The 19,888-nt window shown below is 39.0% G+C and carries 19 protein-coding genes and 1 tRNA gene; 13 read left to right on the top strand and 7 right to left on the bottom strand.

Going from position 1 to position 19,888, the window contains the following annotated elements; genetic code table 11:
* Nucleotides 1–7: 7 nt before the first annotated feature.
* The 7 genes from GY065_RS07590 (at nt 8) to GY065_RS07560 (ending at nt 5,886) form a co-directional block, all read left to right on the top strand.
* Nucleotides 8–415: a diacylglycerol kinase gene (locus GY065_RS07590; RefSeq protein WP_174833670.1), complete on the top strand. Its 408-nt coding sequence runs from the start codon at nt 8–10 to the stop codon at nt 413–415.
* 147 nt (nt 416–562) lie between these two features.
* The gene (locus GY065_RS07585; RefSeq protein WP_084585699.1) at nt 563–1,489 is read left to right on the top strand and encodes an AEC family transporter; all 927 of its coding nucleotides are present in this window, start codon (nt 563–565) and stop codon (nt 1,487–1,489) included.
* Nucleotides 1,490–1,652: 163 nt separating this feature from the next.
* Entirely contained in the window at nt 1,653–2,585 is a 933-nt protein-coding gene (locus GY065_RS07580) for a DMT family transporter (protein WP_174833669.1), read from the top strand.
* A 27-nt stretch (nt 2,586–2,612) separates the two neighbouring features.
* Nucleotides 2,613–3,530 carry a LysR family transcriptional regulator gene (locus GY065_RS07575; protein ID WP_084553453.1) on the top strand — a complete coding sequence of 306 codons (918 nt, stop codon included), beginning with the start codon at nt 2,613–2,615 and terminating at the stop codon, nt 3,528–3,530.
* Between the two features lie 294 nt (nt 3,531–3,824).
* A complete protein-coding gene (gene dapF / locus GY065_RS07570; protein ID WP_174831922.1) occupies nt 3,825–4,682 on the top strand; it encodes a diaminopimelate epimerase in 858 nt (285 codons plus the stop codon).
* The gene (locus tag GY065_RS07565; RefSeq protein ID WP_174833668.1) at nt 4,679–5,332 is read left to right on the top strand and encodes a DUF484 family protein; all 654 of its coding nucleotides are present in this window, start codon (nt 4,679–4,681) and stop codon (nt 5,330–5,332) included. The genes dapF and GY065_RS07565 overlap by 4 nt, the downstream gene beginning before the upstream one ends.
* On the top strand, nt 5,332–5,886 hold the full coding sequence (locus GY065_RS07560; protein ID WP_174833667.1) for a hypothetical protein: 555 nt from the start codon (nt 5,332–5,334) through the stop codon (nt 5,884–5,886). The genes GY065_RS07565 and GY065_RS07560 overlap by 1 nt, the downstream gene beginning before the upstream one ends.
* A gap of 106 nt (nt 5,887–5,992) precedes the next feature.
* On the opposite strand, the gene GY065_RS07555 is transcribed toward GY065_RS07560, so the two are convergent.
* Nucleotides 5,993–6,220 (bottom strand): hypothetical protein, encoded by a 228-nt coding sequence (locus GY065_RS07555; RefSeq protein ID WP_174833666.1) that lies wholly within the window; start codon nt 6,218–6,220, stop codon nt 5,993–5,995.
* A 978-nt stretch (nt 6,221–7,198) separates the two neighbouring features.
* Between GY065_RS07555 and GY065_RS07550 the strand changes: the two genes are divergently transcribed.
* Nucleotides 7,199–8,854 (top strand): electron transfer flavoprotein-ubiquinone oxidoreductase, encoded by a 1,656-nt coding sequence (locus GY065_RS07550; RefSeq protein ID WP_174833665.1) that lies wholly within the window; start codon nt 7,199–7,201, stop codon nt 8,852–8,854.
* A gap of 77 nt (nt 8,855–8,931) precedes the next feature.
* Here the strand turns inward: GY065_RS07550 and GY065_RS07545 are convergent, their stop codons facing one another.
* A complete protein-coding gene (locus GY065_RS07545; protein WP_174833664.1) occupies nt 8,932–9,183 on the bottom strand; it encodes a hypothetical protein in 252 nt (83 codons plus the stop codon).
* 142 nt (nt 9,184–9,325) lie between these two features.
* On the opposite strand from GY065_RS07545, the gene GY065_RS07540 reads away from it, so the two are divergent.
* Complete coding sequence (locus GY065_RS07540) at nt 9,326–10,261, top strand: hypothetical protein (RefSeq protein WP_174833663.1); 936 nt, start codon at nt 9,326–9,328, stop codon at nt 10,259–10,261.
* A 165-nt stretch (nt 10,262–10,426) separates the two neighbouring features.
* On the opposite strand, the gene GY065_RS07535 is transcribed toward GY065_RS07540, so the two are convergent.
* Entirely contained in the window at nt 10,427–10,759 is a 333-nt protein-coding gene (locus tag GY065_RS07535) for a carboxymuconolactone decarboxylase family protein (protein WP_084562332.1), read from the bottom strand.
* A gap of 99 nt (nt 10,760–10,858) precedes the next feature.
* Entirely contained in the window at nt 10,859–11,374 is a 516-nt protein-coding gene (locus tag GY065_RS07530; protein ID WP_174833662.1) for an RNA polymerase sigma factor, read from the bottom strand.
* A gap of 564 nt (nt 11,375–11,938) precedes the next feature.
* Between GY065_RS07530 and GY065_RS07525 the strand changes: the two genes are divergently transcribed.
* Nucleotides 11,939–12,014, top strand: a tRNA-Thr gene (locus tag GY065_RS07525).
* Nucleotides 12,015–12,304: 290 nt separating this feature from the next.
* Here GY065_RS07525 and GY065_RS07520 read toward each other — a convergent pair.
* Together GY065_RS07520 and GY065_RS07515 are read right to left on the bottom strand one after the other, a co-directional pair.
* A complete protein-coding gene (locus tag GY065_RS07520) occupies nt 12,305–13,282 on the bottom strand; it encodes a bile acid:sodium symporter family protein (protein WP_025330957.1) in 978 nt (325 codons plus the stop codon).
* A gap of 301 nt (nt 13,283–13,583) precedes the next feature.
* Nucleotides 13,584–15,179, bottom strand: a complete 1,596-nt coding sequence (locus GY065_RS07515) for an inorganic phosphate transporter (RefSeq protein WP_100116511.1) — start codon at nt 15,177–15,179, stop codon at nt 13,584–13,586.
* Between the two features lie 117 nt (nt 15,180–15,296).
* Here GY065_RS07515 and thiE point away from each other — a divergent pair, with 117 nt between their 5' ends.
* Entirely contained in the window at nt 15,297–15,923 is a 627-nt protein-coding gene (thiE, locus tag GY065_RS07510) for a thiamine phosphate synthase (protein ID WP_174833661.1), read from the top strand.
* Nucleotides 15,924–16,136: 213 nt separating this feature from the next.
* On the top strand, nt 16,137–17,144 hold the full coding sequence (gene hemH / locus GY065_RS07505) for a ferrochelatase (protein WP_174833660.1): 1,008 nt from the start codon (nt 16,137–16,139) through the stop codon (nt 17,142–17,144).
* Nucleotides 17,145–17,216: 72 nt separating this feature from the next.
* On the opposite strand, the gene yegQ is transcribed toward hemH, so the two are convergent.
* A complete protein-coding gene (gene yegQ / locus GY065_RS07500) occupies nt 17,217–18,584 on the bottom strand; it encodes a tRNA 5-hydroxyuridine modification protein YegQ (RefSeq protein ID WP_078474241.1) in 1,368 nt (455 codons plus the stop codon).
* 179 nt (nt 18,585–18,763) lie between these two features.
* On the opposite strand from yegQ, the gene recO reads away from it, so the two are divergent.
* Complete coding sequence (gene recO / locus GY065_RS07495) at nt 18,764–19,495, top strand: DNA repair protein RecO (protein WP_174833659.1); 732 nt, start codon at nt 18,764–18,766, stop codon at nt 19,493–19,495.
* Nucleotides 19,496–19,888 lie beyond the last annotated feature (393 nt).

Raw genomic sequence — 19,888 nt, 5'->3', positions numbered from 1 at the left:
TCTGATCATGCCTGAAAATAATCAATCGTTTGCAACATCGATTAAAGGTAAAAAGGGCTTACGCCGTATATTCAATGCCTATGGTTATTCTCTGGCGGGTTTGAAGGCAGCTTGCAGTGAATCGGCTTTTCGCCAGCTGCTGGCATTAAATAGTGTATTGATTGTACTTGTATTTGTACTGGATTTTGGTAGCCTGACACGAATGGTATTAATCATGGCATCGTTTTTAAGCTGGATTGTGGAATTATTTAATACTGCTATTGAAGCTGCAGTAGATCATACTTCGCTGGAAAAGCATCCTCTGGCAAAGCGAGCCAAAGATACGGCTTCAGCCGCTCAATTGTTAACCATGCTATTGCTGGCTATATTATGGTTAATGGCATTGTGGCGCGACTATTTTGTAAACTGGTTTTAAGTCACAATTAAATTTAGGATCAGGGCAGAATAATTAGATAATAATGACAGCCTGATTCTGAAAAATATTGCCAAACTATTTACATTTTCTTCATATAGCAGAATATATACATATCTGGCAGATATACTGAGAAGGAAAGGGCAGACAATGCATTTTTTGCTGATTTTATTACCGGTGTTTGGTATTTTCGTCACTGGTTTTATCGCTCAGAAGACATTGAAATTTGATATTGCTGGTTTATCAAAAATGTCTTTGTATATTCTGTCTCCCTTTCTGGCTTTCAAAACTTTCTATAATCACCCGCTAACCAGTGCTTATGTTTATTATGCTTTTTATGTTCTGGCATTGTGTGTCGGGCTGATTGTACTGGTTTATCTCTGGTCGGCATTTTGTCATTATAAAAATCAGGATAATTGTGCTCTGATTCTGGCTTCATGCTTTATGAATAACGGTAATTATGGCACTCCGGTAATTCTGGTATTTTTTGGTAGTGCTGGTTTTGATATTGCTGTTATTCTGATGGTATTACAGCAATTTATTATGAGCACCATCGGCACTTATTATGCTGCTAAAGGCAGTAGTGATGTTGATGGTATTAGCCAGAATACCGTACTGAAAAAAGTCTTACGAATGCCGATTATTTATGGCGCATTGTTCGGATTAATATTTCAATTACTGCATATTCCTTTAAGTAAGGAAATTATGCTGGCAGTGGGCATGATCGGGGATTCATCTATTCCGGTAATTATGCTGATTCTGGGCATGCAGCTGGCTACATTGCATATCAGGCAGATTGAAACAGCCAAAATCAGTTTTGCGCTGGTTATCCGATTACTGATTTCACCTCTGTGGGCAATGCTGCTTGTATATTTTATGCCAATAGATCTGATGGCTAAAAAAGTGCTTATAGTGCTGGCGGCAATGCCTACCGCGGCTAACACAACATTACTGGCAGTCCAGTTCAATACCAGACCACAGCTTGTGTCTACAGCTACCTTTATCAGCACGGTTTTAAGTTTAATTACTTTGCCTGTTGTTCTGATGCTGGTTCAGCCTCCGGTTATGCATTTATAAATAATATAAATAAAATTCTTACAAATGCTTCCTGGTTGAGATATCTGTATTTAATAACAGTTATTACCTGATGTAATAACTGTTATTACGGCTGCTGTAATGCACTTTTACTTGAGAACTGCTATAAAAATAAAAAATTTAATACTGAATCAGGTTTAATGATATGAAAGTCAGTCAGCAGCAAAATTATCAAAGTATCTTGTATTTATTAATCACGGTTGCAGGCTGGGGAATTATGTATCCTGCCTCAAAACATGCTGTTTCTTCTGGTATTGATGGTTATTATCTTACCTGTATTCGCTATGTGCCTGGTGCCCTGCTGGTTAGTCTGGTATTGATTATTCAGGAAGGAAAACAGAGTTTTCGAACAGAAAATAAAACTTTGCAGCTTTGGTTTTTCGGTAGCATCGGTTTTGCCGGATTGAATTTTTTTACATTTATCGGTATAGGATTCTCATCAGCCGAACATGCAACGATTATTCTGGCTTTAATGCCTTTATTATCCCTGATTTTATTTTCAATAATTCATCGCATTTTGCCGGATTTTCGCACAATCATCTGCATGCTAATGGCTTTTACTGGTATTGTTCTGGTTATTTCCGATGGAAATTTTAACCATTTACTTGCCTCATCAAGTTTTATCGGCGACATATTATTACTCACAGCAACTGTTTGCTGGGTAATATATACTTATTTTGCCAATACGATGATTTCAAAATATGATTGGAGTGCATTGCGTATAACCGCTCTGAGCTCTTCATTAGGAATGTTAACCATCATAGCAATAACTATGATTGCGACTTTGCTGGGATATGCCGGCAGACCGGAAATGAAAGCCATATTAGCAAGCAGACTGGATATTTTTATACTGATTATCACTGCGCTGGTTATCATTAGCTGGAATGCCGGTATTAAAGGTCTGGGTGCAGTTAATGGTATTTTATTTGTTAATCTGGTACCGATTATTTCGTCTGTTATCGGTATTTTTCAGGGGCATAAAATTTCTGTAGTGGAAATGTGCGGTATGGCTATAACTTTGGTCGCGTTGGTGCTAAATAATATTTTTATGCGAAATAATCAACAGACTAATGATTAGATTCAAATGATTTAAAGCATTATCAGAATGAAAAAACGTTTAAAAAGCATGCATATAGCTAGTCTTGAATTGTTTTTGACGGCTGCTGAAAATGAAAATTTTTCTACAGCTGCACAATATCTGAATATTACACCGGCAGCAGTCAGTCGTTCAATTAAGCGTCTTGAGGAAAGAATAGGGGTTGAATTATTTAGTCGCAATACTCGTAAAACAAAATTAACGCCAGAAGGACGAATTTATTATACAAAATGTACTGAAGTTCTGGAGTCATTAATCAGTACCGAAAAGGCACTGAAAGTAAACAAAGAGGCAATTTCCGGTAAATTGAAAATAAGCGTTCCGGAAACTTTTTTTAATTATAAAATAATACCCTATGTAAAATGCTTTTGTGCACAGTATCCGCAGCTTAAGCTTGACTTTCATGTAACAAACCGCAATATTGACTTTGTAACGGAAACTTATGATATTGCTGTAAGACTGATTCAGCCGGATACCAGACTGGAACCATTTTTAGTTAAAAGGAAATTATATTGTGCCACATCCGGTTTGTTTGCCAGTCCTGAATATTTGTCTGAGAATAATATAATATATGAACCGGCTGATATTCAAAATCATAAGTGTATCAATTTCAGTATCAGCCAGAATAATAAAAAATTTTCATGGAAATATATAGATAAAAGCACAGCACACAGTAATGGAACTGATCAGATACACGTATTTGACAGTATGCTGGCAACAAAATTTCTGGCCATTAATGGCAATGGTATTGTTCAGCTTTTTCGATTTGCTGTTCAGGAAGAGTTACAATCCGGCAAGCTGGTCGAAATATTACCGGAATGTTCTCAGGATAATCAATGGGAGTTTTGTTTTCTTTATCCGCAAAGCAATAAAAATTCGGCAAAACTACGGGTTTTTATTGATTATTTCAGTAAACAAATAAAATAATCAGTTTTTCTGCATAATTTATATAAACAGATTTATTTATCTGGATAGGTTCTGTTTGATAAATTGACAAAATCTTTTGCTGCTGTTTTCTCTTGCCGGCAAAATAATCGGACTATTTGGGTTAATTGTAAATAAAATAGCTGGTTTAGTGATCATTAACGCCTGTTTTCAAGATAATTGTATTTTTTCCGGATAAAGATATTTGCTAATTAGTTCAGTGCAGAACTTATCGTTACGGTGATAAATCGGTATCATAGCTGCTTAAACCAGTTGTGATGACAGACTGAATGGCATATGACTAAACTAAAATTTACTAAAATGCATGGTTTGGGTAATGATTTCATGGTGATAGACGGAATTAGCCAGAAATTTTATCCGGATACAGCACCAATCGCTGCATGGGCTCAGCGCCATACAGGGGTGGGATTTGATCAGCTTCTGCTGATTGAAGCACCGCAGACACCGAACGCTGATTTTCGTTATCGTATTTTTAATGCAGATGGCTCCGAAGTAGAGCAATGTGGTAATGGTGCACGCTGCTTCGCCCGTTTTGTTTATGATAAAGGATTAACCAGCAAAAAACAGATTGTGGTAGAAACTGCCGGCGGAATAATTGTGCCGCGATTGAATGAAGATGGGCTGGTAACAGTGGATATGGGTATACCGCTGTTTGCACCGGAACAGATTCCGTTTGCGGCTATTGATGAAAATGATGCCAAGAGTATCAGCCATGAACTGGTTGTCGGAGCTGATACCGTTAGTGTGACCTGTATCAATATGGGTAATCCGCATGCAGTGATGGTTGTAGAAGATATTAATCATGCGCCTGTGCACCGGCTTGGTGCAGCAATTGAAAGTCACAGACAGTTCCCTCAGCGGGTTAATGTCGGATTTATGCAGATAAAAGCGCCACGAGAGATTTATTTGCGTGTGTTTGAACGAGGTGTTGGAGAAACACAGGCATGCGGTACCGGTGCCTGTGCTGCGGTTGTAGCCGGAATCAGTCTGGGCTTACTGGGTGATGATAAACCAGTACAAGTGAATTTACCCGGCGGACAGCTATCAATAAGCTGGCAGCAGAAACCTGATGCGCATGTCTGGATGACCGGGCCGGCAGAAACTGTATTTGAAGGAGAGATTAATTACTTATGAGTATTAAGGAAGCTGAAGTACTAAAATTTTTACATGCACAGCCACAGTGGTTATACGAGCATGCTACTGAATTTAATCTGCGTCCGATTGAAAGCAAAATATTGTCGTTTCAACAGGGCAAAATGCAGGTAATGCAGCAAAAAACTGAAAAAATGGCCTCACAGCTTATTCAAATGCTGGGCGATGCTGATGCTAACCATACATTAATGGCCAAATTTATGGCATTTACTCAGCGTCTGCTTATCGTCAATACTCTGGCACAATGGCAGCGAGCCATCAGCGATGGATTAAACAATGAATTTACTTTACCTTATCATGCACTAATCATCACTGCAGATATTCCTAAAAATGTTCGTGTACCTGTAAATTTACATGTGAATGAGAAATTTAAGGTTATTGGTAAAAAATTAACTGCTCCTGCTTGTGGCACTTTACCGGTTGCTGCTCTACTGGAATTATTGCCTGAACAACCACGACTGGAAAGTTTTTTGCAATTACCTTTACGCTGGAAAGAACAGACGCTGGCTATTCTGGTAATTGGGCATGAAGATGAAGCACATTTTTCCCCTGATATGTCTACTGAATGGGTCGCTGCTATAGCTGATAATATGGCGGCTGTGCTTGCACGTTTGCTGAAACTGGTGCGTTAATGGGTACGCTAATCAGTTATGCAGTAGTATTGGCATATGCAGGAGTATTTGTCTGGCAATGCTGTAAATATCGGGTTTATGGCTGGCTGGTTATTTCACTGGTACTCTGGATAGTTCTGGCAGGAATGAGTAGTCTGGTATTACCAGGTATTGCTGGCTTATTTAAGCCATTAAATCTGTTTTTGATGCCAATGTACATCTTACTGGGTTCATGTTTTACCTTTTACCAGCGTGACCGGATGAAACAAAGCTTGTATTTAACTACGTTGCGATACAGTGGGTTGCTGCAATTTGTTACTTATATAATTTGTCTGGTTTTGGTTTTATACCTGGTGAAAAACACTATTTTGCTGATTCCGTTTCTGGCCAGTTTATTTCAGATGATTATCTGGCAGCCGATTTTCTGGATAGGTAGCCAGGGAATAATAATGCTTCTGTTATTTCTGCGCAGTACTGAAACTGAAAACCCTGTCTGGAGTGTACGAACTGTATTATTTTTCTGTTTATTTGAACAGTTATTGTATTTGATAATGAGTTTCAGGGGCAAAATGTAAAAAAGTTTAATCAGTACAGGTTGCTATAATAATTTTTATTATTAATGCTTAGATTAAGCAACAAAAAAGCCAGACTTTCCAGTCTGGCTTTTTTGATTTTTTGTGCTTAGTGAGAAGCAGCAGAAGCTTCAGAAGCTACAGCAGGAGCAGAAACTTCAGATGCCTGAGCTGGAACCTGAGCTGGTTCAGAAGTCTGAACTGGTTCAGAAGTTGCAGGAGCAGAAACTTCAGATGCAGCAGAAGCTTCAGAAGAAGCTGGAGTTTGGTTGTCATTTTTACATGCAGCCAAGAACAAAGACATCAGGGCAGCAGCTACTAACAAAGATTTTTTCATGATTATGTACCTTAATCTGTATCAAAAAGTATTACTTTAGTGATGGAAATCCAGTTTTTGCGCACCATATCATTCGTCAATAAATAGCAATAGTGCGCATAACTTGTGCAAAGCGAATTATGCCCCGCCTTGCCAACTAATGCAATCAGCCAAGTGCGTATTTTCGTTAAATAAGCATTTTGATCAATTTTTCTGCATGGCTGCAAGTCCTGACTAATACCGCATTCACTTCATTGCAAGTCAACAATATACTGTAGTTATTTAAAGTATAAATTATTGATACAACTTAATAAAAATAAATAATAGATAACGATAATGTTAGAAAAAAGTACCTGCAGGGTTTAATTGTTGAGATTTGCAGAAGTTGCTTTTTTACAACAGTTATATCTGTTTGTTGTATTATTCACTCACATTTATTATGTGCATGGTTAATGTAACTGATAATAATGTTAAGAAAAAGTATTATAAAAAATAGCTGTATCTTTACAGATCATCTTAATAGTCAAATTTCTATTTTTATTTATTTGATATAAATAAAAATTATCTGTTTATTTTTAAGATAAATAACTTAATTTTCTAGCGTAATATGTATTTATTTAGATATTAATTATTAATTAATTATAAATTATAAATTAATAAAATAATGTCAGATAATTAAAAATTGCATTGGTATAAAAACACTCTCATACTAATCAGGATTTACATATTTACATTAAGTTCAGCAGTAATATAGTTATATTGGGGTTTGGTTAAATTAAACTAATTGCTCTCATCGATTCTTTATTCAAGCTGTTACATTAATCTATTTTACATATTTTTTTGTCCAATTATTCTGTTTATTAAATGGTATGTTAATTAGTGTAGTCGATGTTTGTGACTATTATTCGCTATAATATCTGATTTCAACTTTTCGGCATGTGTACTTTGGGTATGTCAGCCGTATGTTAGTTACCATTGTTTCAATGCAGGAATTCGATCATGACAGAATCCATAGAACGTGAAAGCATGCATTATGATGTAGTGATTGTTGGTGCTGGACCGTCTGGATTAGCTGCTTCCATACGATTAAAGCAACTTGCAGCTAAAGAGCAACGTGACATTAGTGTATGCATTGTCGATAAAAGTTCTGAAGTGGGGTCGCATATTCTTTCAGGAGCCGTCATTGACCCGCGTTCATTATCTGAACTGATTGAAAACTGGCAAGAAAAAGGCGCACCTTTAACCTGTGCAGTTAAAGAAGACCGGCTGCTGTTTCTGACTGAAAAAAAAGCTTATCGTTTACTTACTCCGTCCAGCTTTAATAATCATGGTAATTATATTATTAGTCTGGGGTTGTTTTGTCGCTGGCTGGCACAGCAGGCTGAGGAAATGGGAGTAGAGATTTATCCCGGTTTTGCAGCTGCAGAAGTTCTTTATCATCCTGATGGTTCTGTACGCGGAATTGCTACCGGTGATATGGGACTGAATAAAGACGGACAACCGGGAAGTAATTATCAGCAGGGTATGGCGTTACTGGCAAAACAAACTATATTTGCTGAAGGATGTCGAGGCTCGCTTACCAAAACTTTAATTCGGCAGTTTCAGCTGGATAAAAATTGTCAGAATCAGACTTATGGAATCGGTATCAAAGAATTGTGGTCTGTTGCTCCGGAAAAATCCAAACCGGGCACAGTCATTCATTCAATTGGCTGGCCGCTAGACCGGAAAACTTATGGTGGTTCATTTCTTTATCACCTAAATGATAATAAAGTTGCTATCGGGTTTGTGGTCGGATTGGATTATCAGAATCCATATTTGTCACCATTTTCTGAAATGCAACGCTATAAAACCCATCCAGCTATCCGTGAGGTGCTTGAGGGTGGTACCCGTATTGCTTATGGGGCACGTGCATTAAGCGAAGGTGGATTGCAAAGTTTGCCTAAACTGACTTTTCCGGGTGGCGTGCTTGTCGGTGATACTGCTGGTTTTCTGAATGTTCCCCGAATCAAAGGCATTCATGCAGCAATGAAGTCAGGTATGCTGGCCGCAGAAGCTATTGCTGAGGTGTTAAAAGAGGAACATGTCAGTGATGATAGTAATACTGAAGCAGTGAAATATAGTGAATTGTTTCGAGACAGTTGGCTGTATCATGAGTTACATAAAGTACGAAACATCCGGCCGTCATTTAAATGGGGGCTGTTTGGCGGTATGGCCTATAGCGGACTTGAAGAATACATTTTCAGAGGTAAGGCACCATGGACGCTACGTCATCGGAGTCCGGATTATGCATCTTTACGTAAAGCACAAGAATGCCGACCTATTGATTATCCCAAGGCGGATGGTAAATTAACCTTTGACCGTACGAGTAGTGTTTATCTTGCCAGTATCAGCCATGATGAGAATCAGCCCGTACATTTAAAATTGAATAATCCTGAGCTGGCGATATCTGTCAATTATCGTGAATATGCCAGTCCGGAAACACGCTATTGTCCGGCTGGTGTTTATGAAATTGTAGATCAGGCTGGTGAACCGCATTTACAGATTAATGCGCAAAACTGCGTACATTGTAAAACCTGTGATATCAAAGACCCTGAGCAGAATATTAACTGGGTTTGTCCTGAGGGTGGAAGCGGGCCTAATTATGCAGAGATGTAAGAAAATAATAATTTATTTTAACTGAATCTATTTAATTAAACAGGCTGGCAATTATACTATTGCCAGCCTGTTTAGGTTTAATGTTCACGTTCGTGAAAAAATGCATAAGTGGCATCGTGAAATAATTCTATTTGCGGATTTTCCTCATACTGTAATTCCGCAATTTCATTATCAAAAGCCGCGCGTATGGATTCAGTAGCCAGCTCAGCTATGTCTGCAGGCAGGGCACGCAGCAGACCTTTAATTGCGGTGGCCAGTACCCGGTTTTGCATAATCAGAGCCTCGTTGCTTTCTTCCAGAAACTCTATTTGCTGCTCAATGGTACTCATGCGTTATTCCTAATTTAATTGAACACTATGTAGTTTATTTTAGCATTTTAACCTATAAAAGTTGCTATAATTACTCAGATATGGCTTACATAAAAATATGTACAGCTAGTTAAAATATACCGGATTGATCATAAGTGAGGGCATGGTGAAAAATCAGTATGAACAACAAAATCAATTTGTTTTTACTTTGAGTGATGATCTGCCTGAACAGCAATCTGTCGCTACTTCAACTGTTAGTCCCACAAAAATGGCTACAGAGACTATGCCTGAATGGGAGCGAAGTCTTGAGCAGTTGCGCCAGCACAAAAAAAAGCAAGATAGCCGGTCAAACAGTCAGGAAGAAGTCATATCAGATGCACCGCCGTTATCTATACCTAAAACCAGAAGACGCCCGCATGATTTCAATGTGCCTCCGATAGTTACCAATACGATAAAAAATCGTAGCAGACAACCTGAGCCAGAGCCTAAAACGGTATCTACATCCCAGCCTGCTGAAGTTTTACTTGATCCAGTACAGCGTGAGCGGGTTTATCGGGCTTATCTGAAACAATGGCAGCAGCAAAGTACACTAGAAGCGCAAAAGCAGGAATCTGCATTAAATGATACAGCCTTGCTTATTCAGGAAGACTGGCTGGCCGCACAAAACTGTTTACAAAGCGCTCCTGTTGATGAAAATCTGCCCTCAAACTGTACTATCCAGCTAAAAGGTAAACAGTCTACTGTTATACCAACAGAAGTAAGCCGGCAAAATACAGAAGATGAGCTTTCTGCTACCAGCGATAATGGCCAGCCGATCATTCATGTACATATGCATGTCATAGAACCGCGTGGTACAGCTAACAGGGCCGTAACCTGTATTTCCGAGCAGGCTTTACTGCAACAGTTAACTGAAAAATTACGTCCGCATCTTGCTGATGTATTAGCCGGTATGGTTCGTGTTGCAATACAAAAGCATACAGCTGGTTTAGTAACCACATTACAGCGTGAATTAATGGTCGAAGTACCCGGAGCAGTAGAGGATGTACTACAGCATAATCTGACACAGGTTATGAATAATTTTAAGAAAAAACAGCGCTAACTCAGGTTTTGTTTTAATCTAATATTTATCGATAATGCAACTGAGTACACTAGCCATTCGAGTGTACTCAGTTTAATAAGCTAGTTAGAAATCCAGAAAATTTAAATAGCTGCCCTACAAATTATATGCATAAGTATTTATTACTGTTTTACTGAATCAACTATTTTATTGCTCAAATAAACGCATTGCCAGCAAACCATGTGCCATGGTTGCGCCTGCTTTTACAGAAGCTGAAATTGAAATTAATTCTGCTAATTCTTCTTCACTTACTCCTGCTTGTTTTGCTCCTTTAATATGAACATCAATACAATATGCGCATTGTGTAGTGAGTGCTACGGCTAAAGCAATTAACTCTCTTGTTTTTATCGGAATATTTCCTTCTCTGCGTTTGATGGTTTTATGGTCAAAATCTATAAATGCCTGTGTTTCTTCGGGTGCATATTTTAATAATGCAGCAGTGTATTTAAAATCATTGCTTGATTGATATTGATTAGTCATTTTATCTCCCAGTTTAAAATTAAAACTAATATTCCTGATAAATTCTCTGCGAAAAGATCAAAGCTATTATGTTGTCTATAAATTATTGAATTTAAGTTTTTATAAATTAATTTTTTCTTTTACCATTAATCTGGCACGGTATAAGCGACTTTTAACTGCTTCAACTGTGATGCCAAGCTTTTCAGCTACTTCCGGCGTGGAGTACTCCTGAATATCTCGCAAAATCAACACCTGCCGGTAAATCAAAGGTAAAGAAATAATTGCATTAGTTAGATCTATTTTAAGATCGATATCTGCAGAAGATGCAGACAGCTTATCAATATCTGCCCGAGCTTCAATGTTTTTGGATTGTCTGACTTTAAATAAACGATAACATTCTCGTTCTATAATTCGAAATAACCAACTTGTAAAAGAAGAGATAGTTTTCAGCGTACCGATTTTTCTATGTAACTGCCATAATGTGAACTGCACAGCATCTTCAATATCTTCTGTTGTAGAACATGTTCGTCTGGCAAATCTTCTGATGTCTGGCTGACATACTAACAATAACTGATTAAGTGCATGTGTATCACCCAGACAGGCATATTTAATAAGTTGTTCTCTGTTTTGTTTCATTGTTTATCCACTGCTTCCGGCTTAAAATTAATGCTGAATAAGCCTGAATAAATATCTATTTTTATCAACACATCTGAATAGAGTGCTAAATATACAGAATGGATTCAAAATATTTGATTAAATTTGTAGAACAAAGTTTATTAGTCAAACTGAATTGGAAAAATCTAATATTGAAAGAACATTGATTATTAAAAATTTTTAATAAATATCTGATTAAAAATAAATTTAAGAGAAGATAATTGATTATGTGGTTTGATTGAAATGCGGCTAATATCAATTTTTAAATCTTCTATTAATTTATTGAGATAAAAAAATTAATCTCGAAGAAGAAAATAAAATATAAACTATTTTAGATAAAATCTGAATATTTTTAATATTCAATTCAATTATTAAAAGCCCGATTAAAAATTTCAGGTATAAAGCGCAGAAATAACTTAAGGCTTAATTAAACAGATATTATATTTATGACCAAAATATTATATTAATAAATAAAATTGGATAGCAATGGTGAGTATAAAGCGATTATGCTATACTGCGCGCCATTCAGAGTATTCTGAATTGGAAGCCAGTATAGCTCAGTTGGTAGAGCAGCGCACTCGTAACGCGAAGGTCGTAGGTTCGATTCCTATTACTGGCACCATAAGATAAAATAAATCAATTAGTTACAAATATTTTATCCCTAACTCGTGACTACCAGTCTATTCACAGCAGCTACTTTTAAACCTAATTGTTTCAGCTTATAGTATATCTATATTTTTGATTTATGCCATTGTATCAAAATCAAGTAAATACGATATTTGCAGCATTATTGAGTGATTTGATGCAAATAGATTAAGTGCCAGCAAATCTTATTTCTGGCACTATGATGCAGATATTATAAAAAACAAATAGCAAGCTTTATTAGAAATAAAACCTACACTCGAAGGTAATCTATTCCGTTTTATTCAAACGTGCATAGCGTTGCGCCAGTACTGCACAGATCATTAGTTGTAACTGATGAAAAATCATCAGTGGTAATAACATAATGCCTACTATGCTGGCAGGAAAGAGTACATTGGCCATGGGTACGCCATTTGCTAGACTTTTCTTAGAGCCGCAAAAGACAATAGTAATTTCATCAGCACGGTTAAAGCCCAATGAACGGGCAACCAGTGTATTAATGCTGATAACCAGAAACAGAATCAACAGACTCAGAATCACAATCATACCAATTGAGCCTAGATTAACTTTGTGCCATAGTCCTTCAACAACAGCATCACTGAATGCTACATAAACGACTAAAAGAATCGAACCGCGATCAGTCCGGTTTATCCATACTTTATGTTTATGAATCCAATTTGCAATTAATGGTCTGGCCAGATGGCCTAAAACGAACGGCAGCATTAGCTGTAATAAAATCGATTCGATAGCAGCTGTTGTGTCCACGCTGTTGCCACTGGTGGGCATCATTAGACCGACCAGTACAGGTGACAGGAAAACGCCCAGAATACTGGAAGCAGATGCACTGCATACTGCTGCTGCAACATTTCCGCCGGCAACAGAAGTAAAAGCAATTGCGGACTGTACTGTAGCCGGTAATGCGCACAAATACAGAAAGCCCAGATACAGTTCGGGAGAGAGCCAGTGGGGAACCAGAATACGCAAACCTAAACCGATTAGCGGAAATAAAATAAATGTGCTGCAAAATACAACTAAATGTAATCGCCAGTGTCTGATACCTTCTGTAATCGCCTGCCGTGACAGCTTTGCACCATGCATAAAAAATAGTAAGGCAATGGCAACTGTGGTCAGATAGCTAAAGAATGTTTTTGTGCTGCCCTGACAAGGCAAAACAGTAGCTGTACCTACAACCGTTAACATTGCCAGCAAAAAGGGATCTATATAAAATTTTTTAAGCAGGTTATTCATTGGCAACAACCAGTTTGTGCTGAGTTTGTGACAAAAGTCATCATTTTAGCTTAAATGGTTGAATAAAAAACAGCCGGTGATTAAGTTAAAAAATTTAATTTGATTTTAAAATTACTTTTTAAATTTAAGAAATCTGGAAAAAAGTATTAAACGAAATTTAATAACGACTATTTGTAGTGTCATTCAAAACAGAGTTAAATTTATTCTATAAAATCCGGGAAAATTTACTTTAGACAATCGCTTTAATCATAATAAAACCGGATAAACATACTTATCCGGTTTCATTAAGATAATTGTTAATTTAAAAAAATGAGTTGAGTCCCAAAAATATCAATACAGATAAAACTGCAGCAGAGGGCAGGGTTATCACCCAGGCCAGTGCAATTGGTTTCATCAATTTCCAGTTGGCATTACGATTAACCAGTCCGATACCCAGAACGGCACCAACCAGAATATGTGTACTGGATACCGGCAGCCCCATCAGTGTTGCCAGCATCACAATAGCTGCAGAGGAAAGCTCTGCTGTGAAGCCGGATGCAGGATGCATTTTGGCCAGATTGGTGCCAACAGTCTGGATAACTTCTTTGCCGATAAACCATAAACCAACAATCAGTGCCACACCAAATGTTATCATCACTGGTGCCGGAATCATGGCATTGGCATCTATACCAATATCACCAGTACGGATGATATCCATAATGGCGGCAAACGGGCCAACCGCATTGGAAATATCATTAGCGCCGTGACTAAAAGCAAAGCCGGCAGCCGTAAATACCTGCATCCAGCTGAACATCAGAAAGGTTGATTTGCTTAAATCTTTGCGCCTTAAGGTTTTGGCGTAAATAAATGTGGCCATCCAGATTAGTGCGCCAATCATGATGATTAACAGGAAATTGGTAATCACAGATAAACCAAGATGCAGATTAGTCAGCCCTTTAAATAACATCATAGCGGTAATCATCATGCCGCCACAGGCCGAAATTAAAGGTACCCAACTATGCAGTGCTTTAAATGCGTCGATGTTGTTTTTACGGCTTTCGATATTTGCCAGGCCTTTATAGTAATCTGATTCTAGCTCTTCGACACCATAATCAGGATCACTGTAATTTTCGGCATCACGGGCTATAGCAGAGGAAATGCGAATTTTCTCGGTTTCGCTTAGCTTTTCAAACCAGATTTTGTGTTTTTCTTTATATGCTTTTTTTTCCTGTTTAATTTCTTTCAGTGCTATAACCATCCGGTCATTGTAGTCCAGTACATGCTTTTTTATCTGGCTGAACAGGATATAAGAAAACGCACCTCCTAAAACAGGTGAGATAACCCAGGACAGACCAATTTCTGCCATTTTGTTCCATTGGATTAAATCTAAAGCGCTGCCATTACCCGTTATCAGATATCCTAGACATAATCCGCCACCTACCAGTCCGCCTATCAGAGAGTGTGTTGTTGAAACCGGTAACCCTTTTTTGGAAGCAATTAACAACCAGATTGCCGCCGCCAGTAATGCTGCCAGCATGACATTAATGCATTGTGAAGGTGTTAAATGCATGGCACCAAGGTCTATAATACCGTGACGAATTGTTTTTGTTACTTCGCCACCGGCAATGACTGCACCAGAAACCTCAAAAACAGCCGCTATACCCAATGCTTGCGGTATTGTAAGGGTTCCGGCACCTACACTGGTACCAAAGGAGTTGGCAACGTCATTGCCACCAATGTTAAATGCCATGAAGGCACCAAACAAAGTGGCAATAACAAATAATAATGGAGAATGATGGTTGGTATACCCAAGCCCCCAATAAATAAAGTATGCAATTGTGCCGAATAATAATGCAGCAAAAGTATAATTAACCCGAGTGATCAGGGGAGAGCGAACAGAGGATGTGTCTGAGGCCATAATATATTTTTAAAAGTGGAAAATTCAGTACAGACACTTGCAAACGTTATTGTGTGTATGCAGTGCTGCGTGAAAAAACTATCATTATAAAGATTTTTATTTCAAAAGGAATATTTTATGTATGCAAAATCGTTTTTACCTATAGTTGCTCCGCTGAAATTCTATACTGTTGTTCCTACTGCGGATTGGGTAGCGCGGATGGTCGATGCAGGAGCCAATACTGTACAGCTGCGTAATAAAACTCAGATTGGTTCAGCATTGTACCGTGAAATTCAACGCAGTGTCGCTTATGCAAAAGATACACCAACACAACTATTTATCAATGATTTCTGGTGGGAAGCCGTAGATTGCGGTGCCTATGGAGTGCATCTTGGACAGGAAGATCTGGACAGTGCTGATTTAGTAATGATTCAGAATTCAGGCTTAAGGCTGGGGGTAAGTACACATTCATCAGCAGAGCTGAGTAAAGCATTAGCAGTAAAGCCAAGCTATGTAGCCTGCGGGGCAATTTTTCCTACTACAACCAAAACTATGCCTACTGAACCTCAGGGACTGGACAAATTAAAGCAATACGTTATTCAAGCCGGAAATACACCTACAGTTGCTATTGGTGGAATTGATTTAAATAATGCACGCGATGTACTGGCTACCGGCGTAAGCTCTCTGGCTGTAGTTCGTGCTGTTACTGAATCATCTGATCCTGAAAAAGTAGTAAAAGCTTTTCAGGCGCTTTGGGATAAATAAAGATTTACCAGTCGGTCTGTAAACTAAAGTAGTTTTATCTGGGTGAGCAGGGATTAGTTAGAGCACAGATAATCGCTGTATTAGGTCTGTTTGTAGAGGTAATGCCTGATGTCAGTAAAGTATTAACTGTCGAATTGCTAACAAGCAGAGGATATAGGCTATACTCGCAGCACTTTTATCTGATTGACTGATAATCGATTACTGCCAAATATTATGTCAAAAATTTTTCTTTCTGAACCAAAAACTTCTAAACCGGCAATTGGTGTTTTATTGCTGAATCTTGGTACACCTGCTGCACCTACACCTAAGGCTGTACGCCCGTATTTACGCGAATTTTTATCCGACCAGCGTGTAGTCGAATTACCGCGTTTTTTATGGCAGTTAATATTACGCGGGATTATTTTACCTGTTCGCGGACGTAAAAGTGCCCACGCGTACAGCACCATCTGGCAGGAAGCCGGTTCCCCTTTATTGACTGGAACACAACTACTTAGCGCTTCTTTAGCCAGTACTATGCCAGACGGTGTTATTACTCGTTTTGCTATGACCTACGGACAGCCCAGCGTAATTGATGTTATGCAAGAAATGAAGCAGCTTGGCGTGCAGAATTTACTGGTGTTGCCGTTGTATCCGCAATATGCGGGTTCCAGTAGTGGTGCTGCACTGGATCAGGTTTGGCGGGTAATGCTTAAGCAACGTGTACAAATGGCAGTACGAAGTATCACCGGTTTTTATGCAGATAACAATTATATAAAAACACTGGCCAGACATATTCAGACCTACTGGCAAAAGCATGGTAGAGGGCAATGTTTATTAATAAGCTTTCATGGTATACCAGAGGCTCAGCATCAGGCTGGCGATAGTTATGTTGAGCATTGTAAAACCACGACCCGTTTACTTACTGAAGAGCTTGGGCTGCAAGCAGATGAATACCGGCTGGCATTTCAGAGCCGTTTTGGCTATGCACCCTGGGTCGGACCAAGTACTCAGGATTTGCTTATCCAGCTTCCTCAGGCCGGAATCAGCAGACTTGATGTCGTATGTCCGGGTTTTGTTACCGATTGTCTGGAAACACTTGAAGAAATCAATATTCGCGGTAAAGCAGACTTTCTGGCGCATGGCGGAAAACAGTTTCAGTATATTCCCTGTATGAATAGTGAGCATGAATGGGTTGAAATACTGGCTCCGCTTGTGAAGCAGCATTTACAAGGCTGGCTATAAATTACACAAATATAGAAACGGATAATAAAAAAGCCATAGTGTAATATCACTATGGCTTTTTCAGCAGCTAATTTAATTAGCTTCTGCCTGGGGAATAATGCGTGCAATCAGTGCATTATCTTTGCCAAGCATTTGTGGAATTTTTACTTCAATTCCGTTTCCGGAAGCCACTTCTACCGGATAGCCCTTACGAGTCATTGCTTCAAGGCGGATAATCTGATTACCGCCCGGATGAATAATTTCCAGCTGGTCACCAAGGCTGAATTTATTTTTTACCTCAATGGTTGCCCATCCTTCAGAATCAACAGCCGTAACTTTGCCTACATACTGACTTTGTTTTGATAAAGAATGTCCGGAAAGGTAATTCTGGTACTCTTGTGTCTGATGCCGTTCCAGAAAACCTGTGGTATAACCCCGGTTAGCCAATCCTTCGAGTTCTGCCAGTAGGCTATAATCAAAAGGTTTACCTGCAACTGCATCATCAATAGCACGCCGGTATACCTGTGCTGCCCGCGCTACATAATAGACTGATTTAGTCCGTCCTTCTACTTTTAAAGAATCTACACCGATTTCTGCCAGTTTGGCGACTTGTTCTACCGCGCGTAAGTCTTTGGAATTCATGATATAGGTGCCATGCTCATCTTCCATTATAGGCATCATATCACCAGGCCGGTTTGCTTCTTCAATCAGATAGACTTTATTTGCCAGCGGGTGACGTTGCTGGTCATTTAAGCCGTATAATGCGTTATCAGCGAGACTTTTCGCCTGATTAAAGTCAAAATCGGGTAATAATTGAGCATCGCCGCTGTCGCTATCAGCCGTATTATGTACTTTATAATCCCAGCGGCAAGCATTAGTACAAGTACCCTGATTAGGATCACGATGATTAAAATAACCGGAAAGCAGGCAGCGGCCTGAATAGGCAATACACAAAGCTCCGTGAACGAATACTTCCAGCTCAATATCCGGGCATTGCTGCCTGATTTCGGCAATTTCATTAATACTGAGTTCGCGCGACAGAATAATACGTTCTATGCCGATGCTCTGCCAGAACTGTACCCCCCATGCATTGGTGGTATTAGCCTGGACGGATAAATGAATCGGTATTTCCGGCCATTTTTCACGCACTTTCATAATAAGACCCGGATCAGCCATAATCAGCGCGTCTGGCTGCATAGCAATAATCGGTTCCATATCGGCGAGATAAGTTTTCAATTTTGCGTTATGTGGCAAAATATTACTGGCCAGAAAAAATTTCTTTCCGCGTGCATGTGCTTCAGTAATACCCTGTTCCAGTACTGGCAGATGTGCAAATTCATTATTACGTGCGCGCAGAGAATAACGCGGTGTGCCGGCATAAACAGCATCTGCGCCATAATCAAAGGCTGTGCGCATCCGCTCCAGTCCACCAGCGGGCAATAATAATTCTGGTGCTTTCATGGGTATTTAAACTTTCCTGATTATTTCGAATACATTCAGGCAGCCGGCTTTAAAATAGCCGGCTGCCTGAAAAATATAGTCTATATTGTTAATAGAATTATCCGCTTTTTCCTGTACATGGTCAATTGCATGCCATAACCGGCTATAATTGAAAAATCTACATCTGACATAAAACGGCTATGTCTAATAATCGCATCAATCATCAACCTGCTTTTTTGCTCACCTCCCGTCCATGGAGTGAAAGCAGTCTGCAAATTGAAGTATTTTCCCGGGATTATGGCAGAGTAGTGATGCTGGCGCGCAGTGCGAGGCGCCGGCAAAGTGAATTGCGAGGTGTACTCGTTCCTTTTGTGCCCCTACAGCTATCATGGTATGGGAATAATGAATTGAAAACTCTGCACCGGGCAGAATGGATAGGCGGCTGGCCTCAGCCTCAGAATCAGGCGTTATTCAGTGCCATGTATGTAAATGAGCTGGTACTAAAACTAACAGCCCGGGAGGATCCGTTACCTGATATTCACGCGGCACTACATACCGTACTACAACATATTTCAAACGGCGAACACTTATCTGCACTGCGTTATTTTGAGTGGTCATTACTGCGTGCTTTAGGTATTGCTCCTGATATTAGTCAGGATAGTCAGGGGAAGGAGATCATTAATCATGAACGCTACTGGCTGCGCGCCGAACATGCTCCTGTTTTATTGATGCAGGCACAGATGACAGCGCAGGAAAATGGTATTGTTGTTCACGGGCACACTCTGAATGCATTAAATAACCGCTCACTAGCTGAACAACCTGAATGGCATACCGAGGCCATACGGCTGACACGTATGCTTCTGGATTTTCGTCTGCCTGAAGGTATCCTTAGCCGGCGAGTATTAAAACAATTGCAGCAATATACCGGATAAAATGCAGGTTGTAGATGGCTTTGATTTGATCCGCTTATTTCAGATGTATGGACACTATAAAGTTTTACAAGGGTTTTTGTTATGTTAACAAAAGGGTTGATTTAAAGTTTGAAATAAAAACAACACTAATTAACTGCAAAGCCCGTGCACTATTTTCAAATTATATTAAATCATTTATACTAAATTTAGCTAAATGTTTACATTTATATAGCTTACTAAAGCTATCTGAGCTTTGGGCATATTGTTTCAATGTCAAGTGGTAACACTACCACTGACAGCAGGGTGAGTGTGATGAAATTCATTGCTTTATCCTGTGTGAACAATATCATAAGGTATATTTCACATAGTGTGGCTTTTTTATAAATTGCATTCGTGCAATTTCAATGTGGTGGT

It is taken from the genome of Snodgrassella sp. ESL0323, from assembly GCF_013346865.1.
Taxonomy (GTDB): domain Bacteria; phylum Pseudomonadota; class Gammaproteobacteria; order Burkholderiales; family Neisseriaceae; genus Snodgrassella; species Snodgrassella alvi.
The sequence above is the reverse complement of the archived record's forward strand: the minus strand, read 5'-3'. Positions and strand labels throughout refer to the sequence as shown.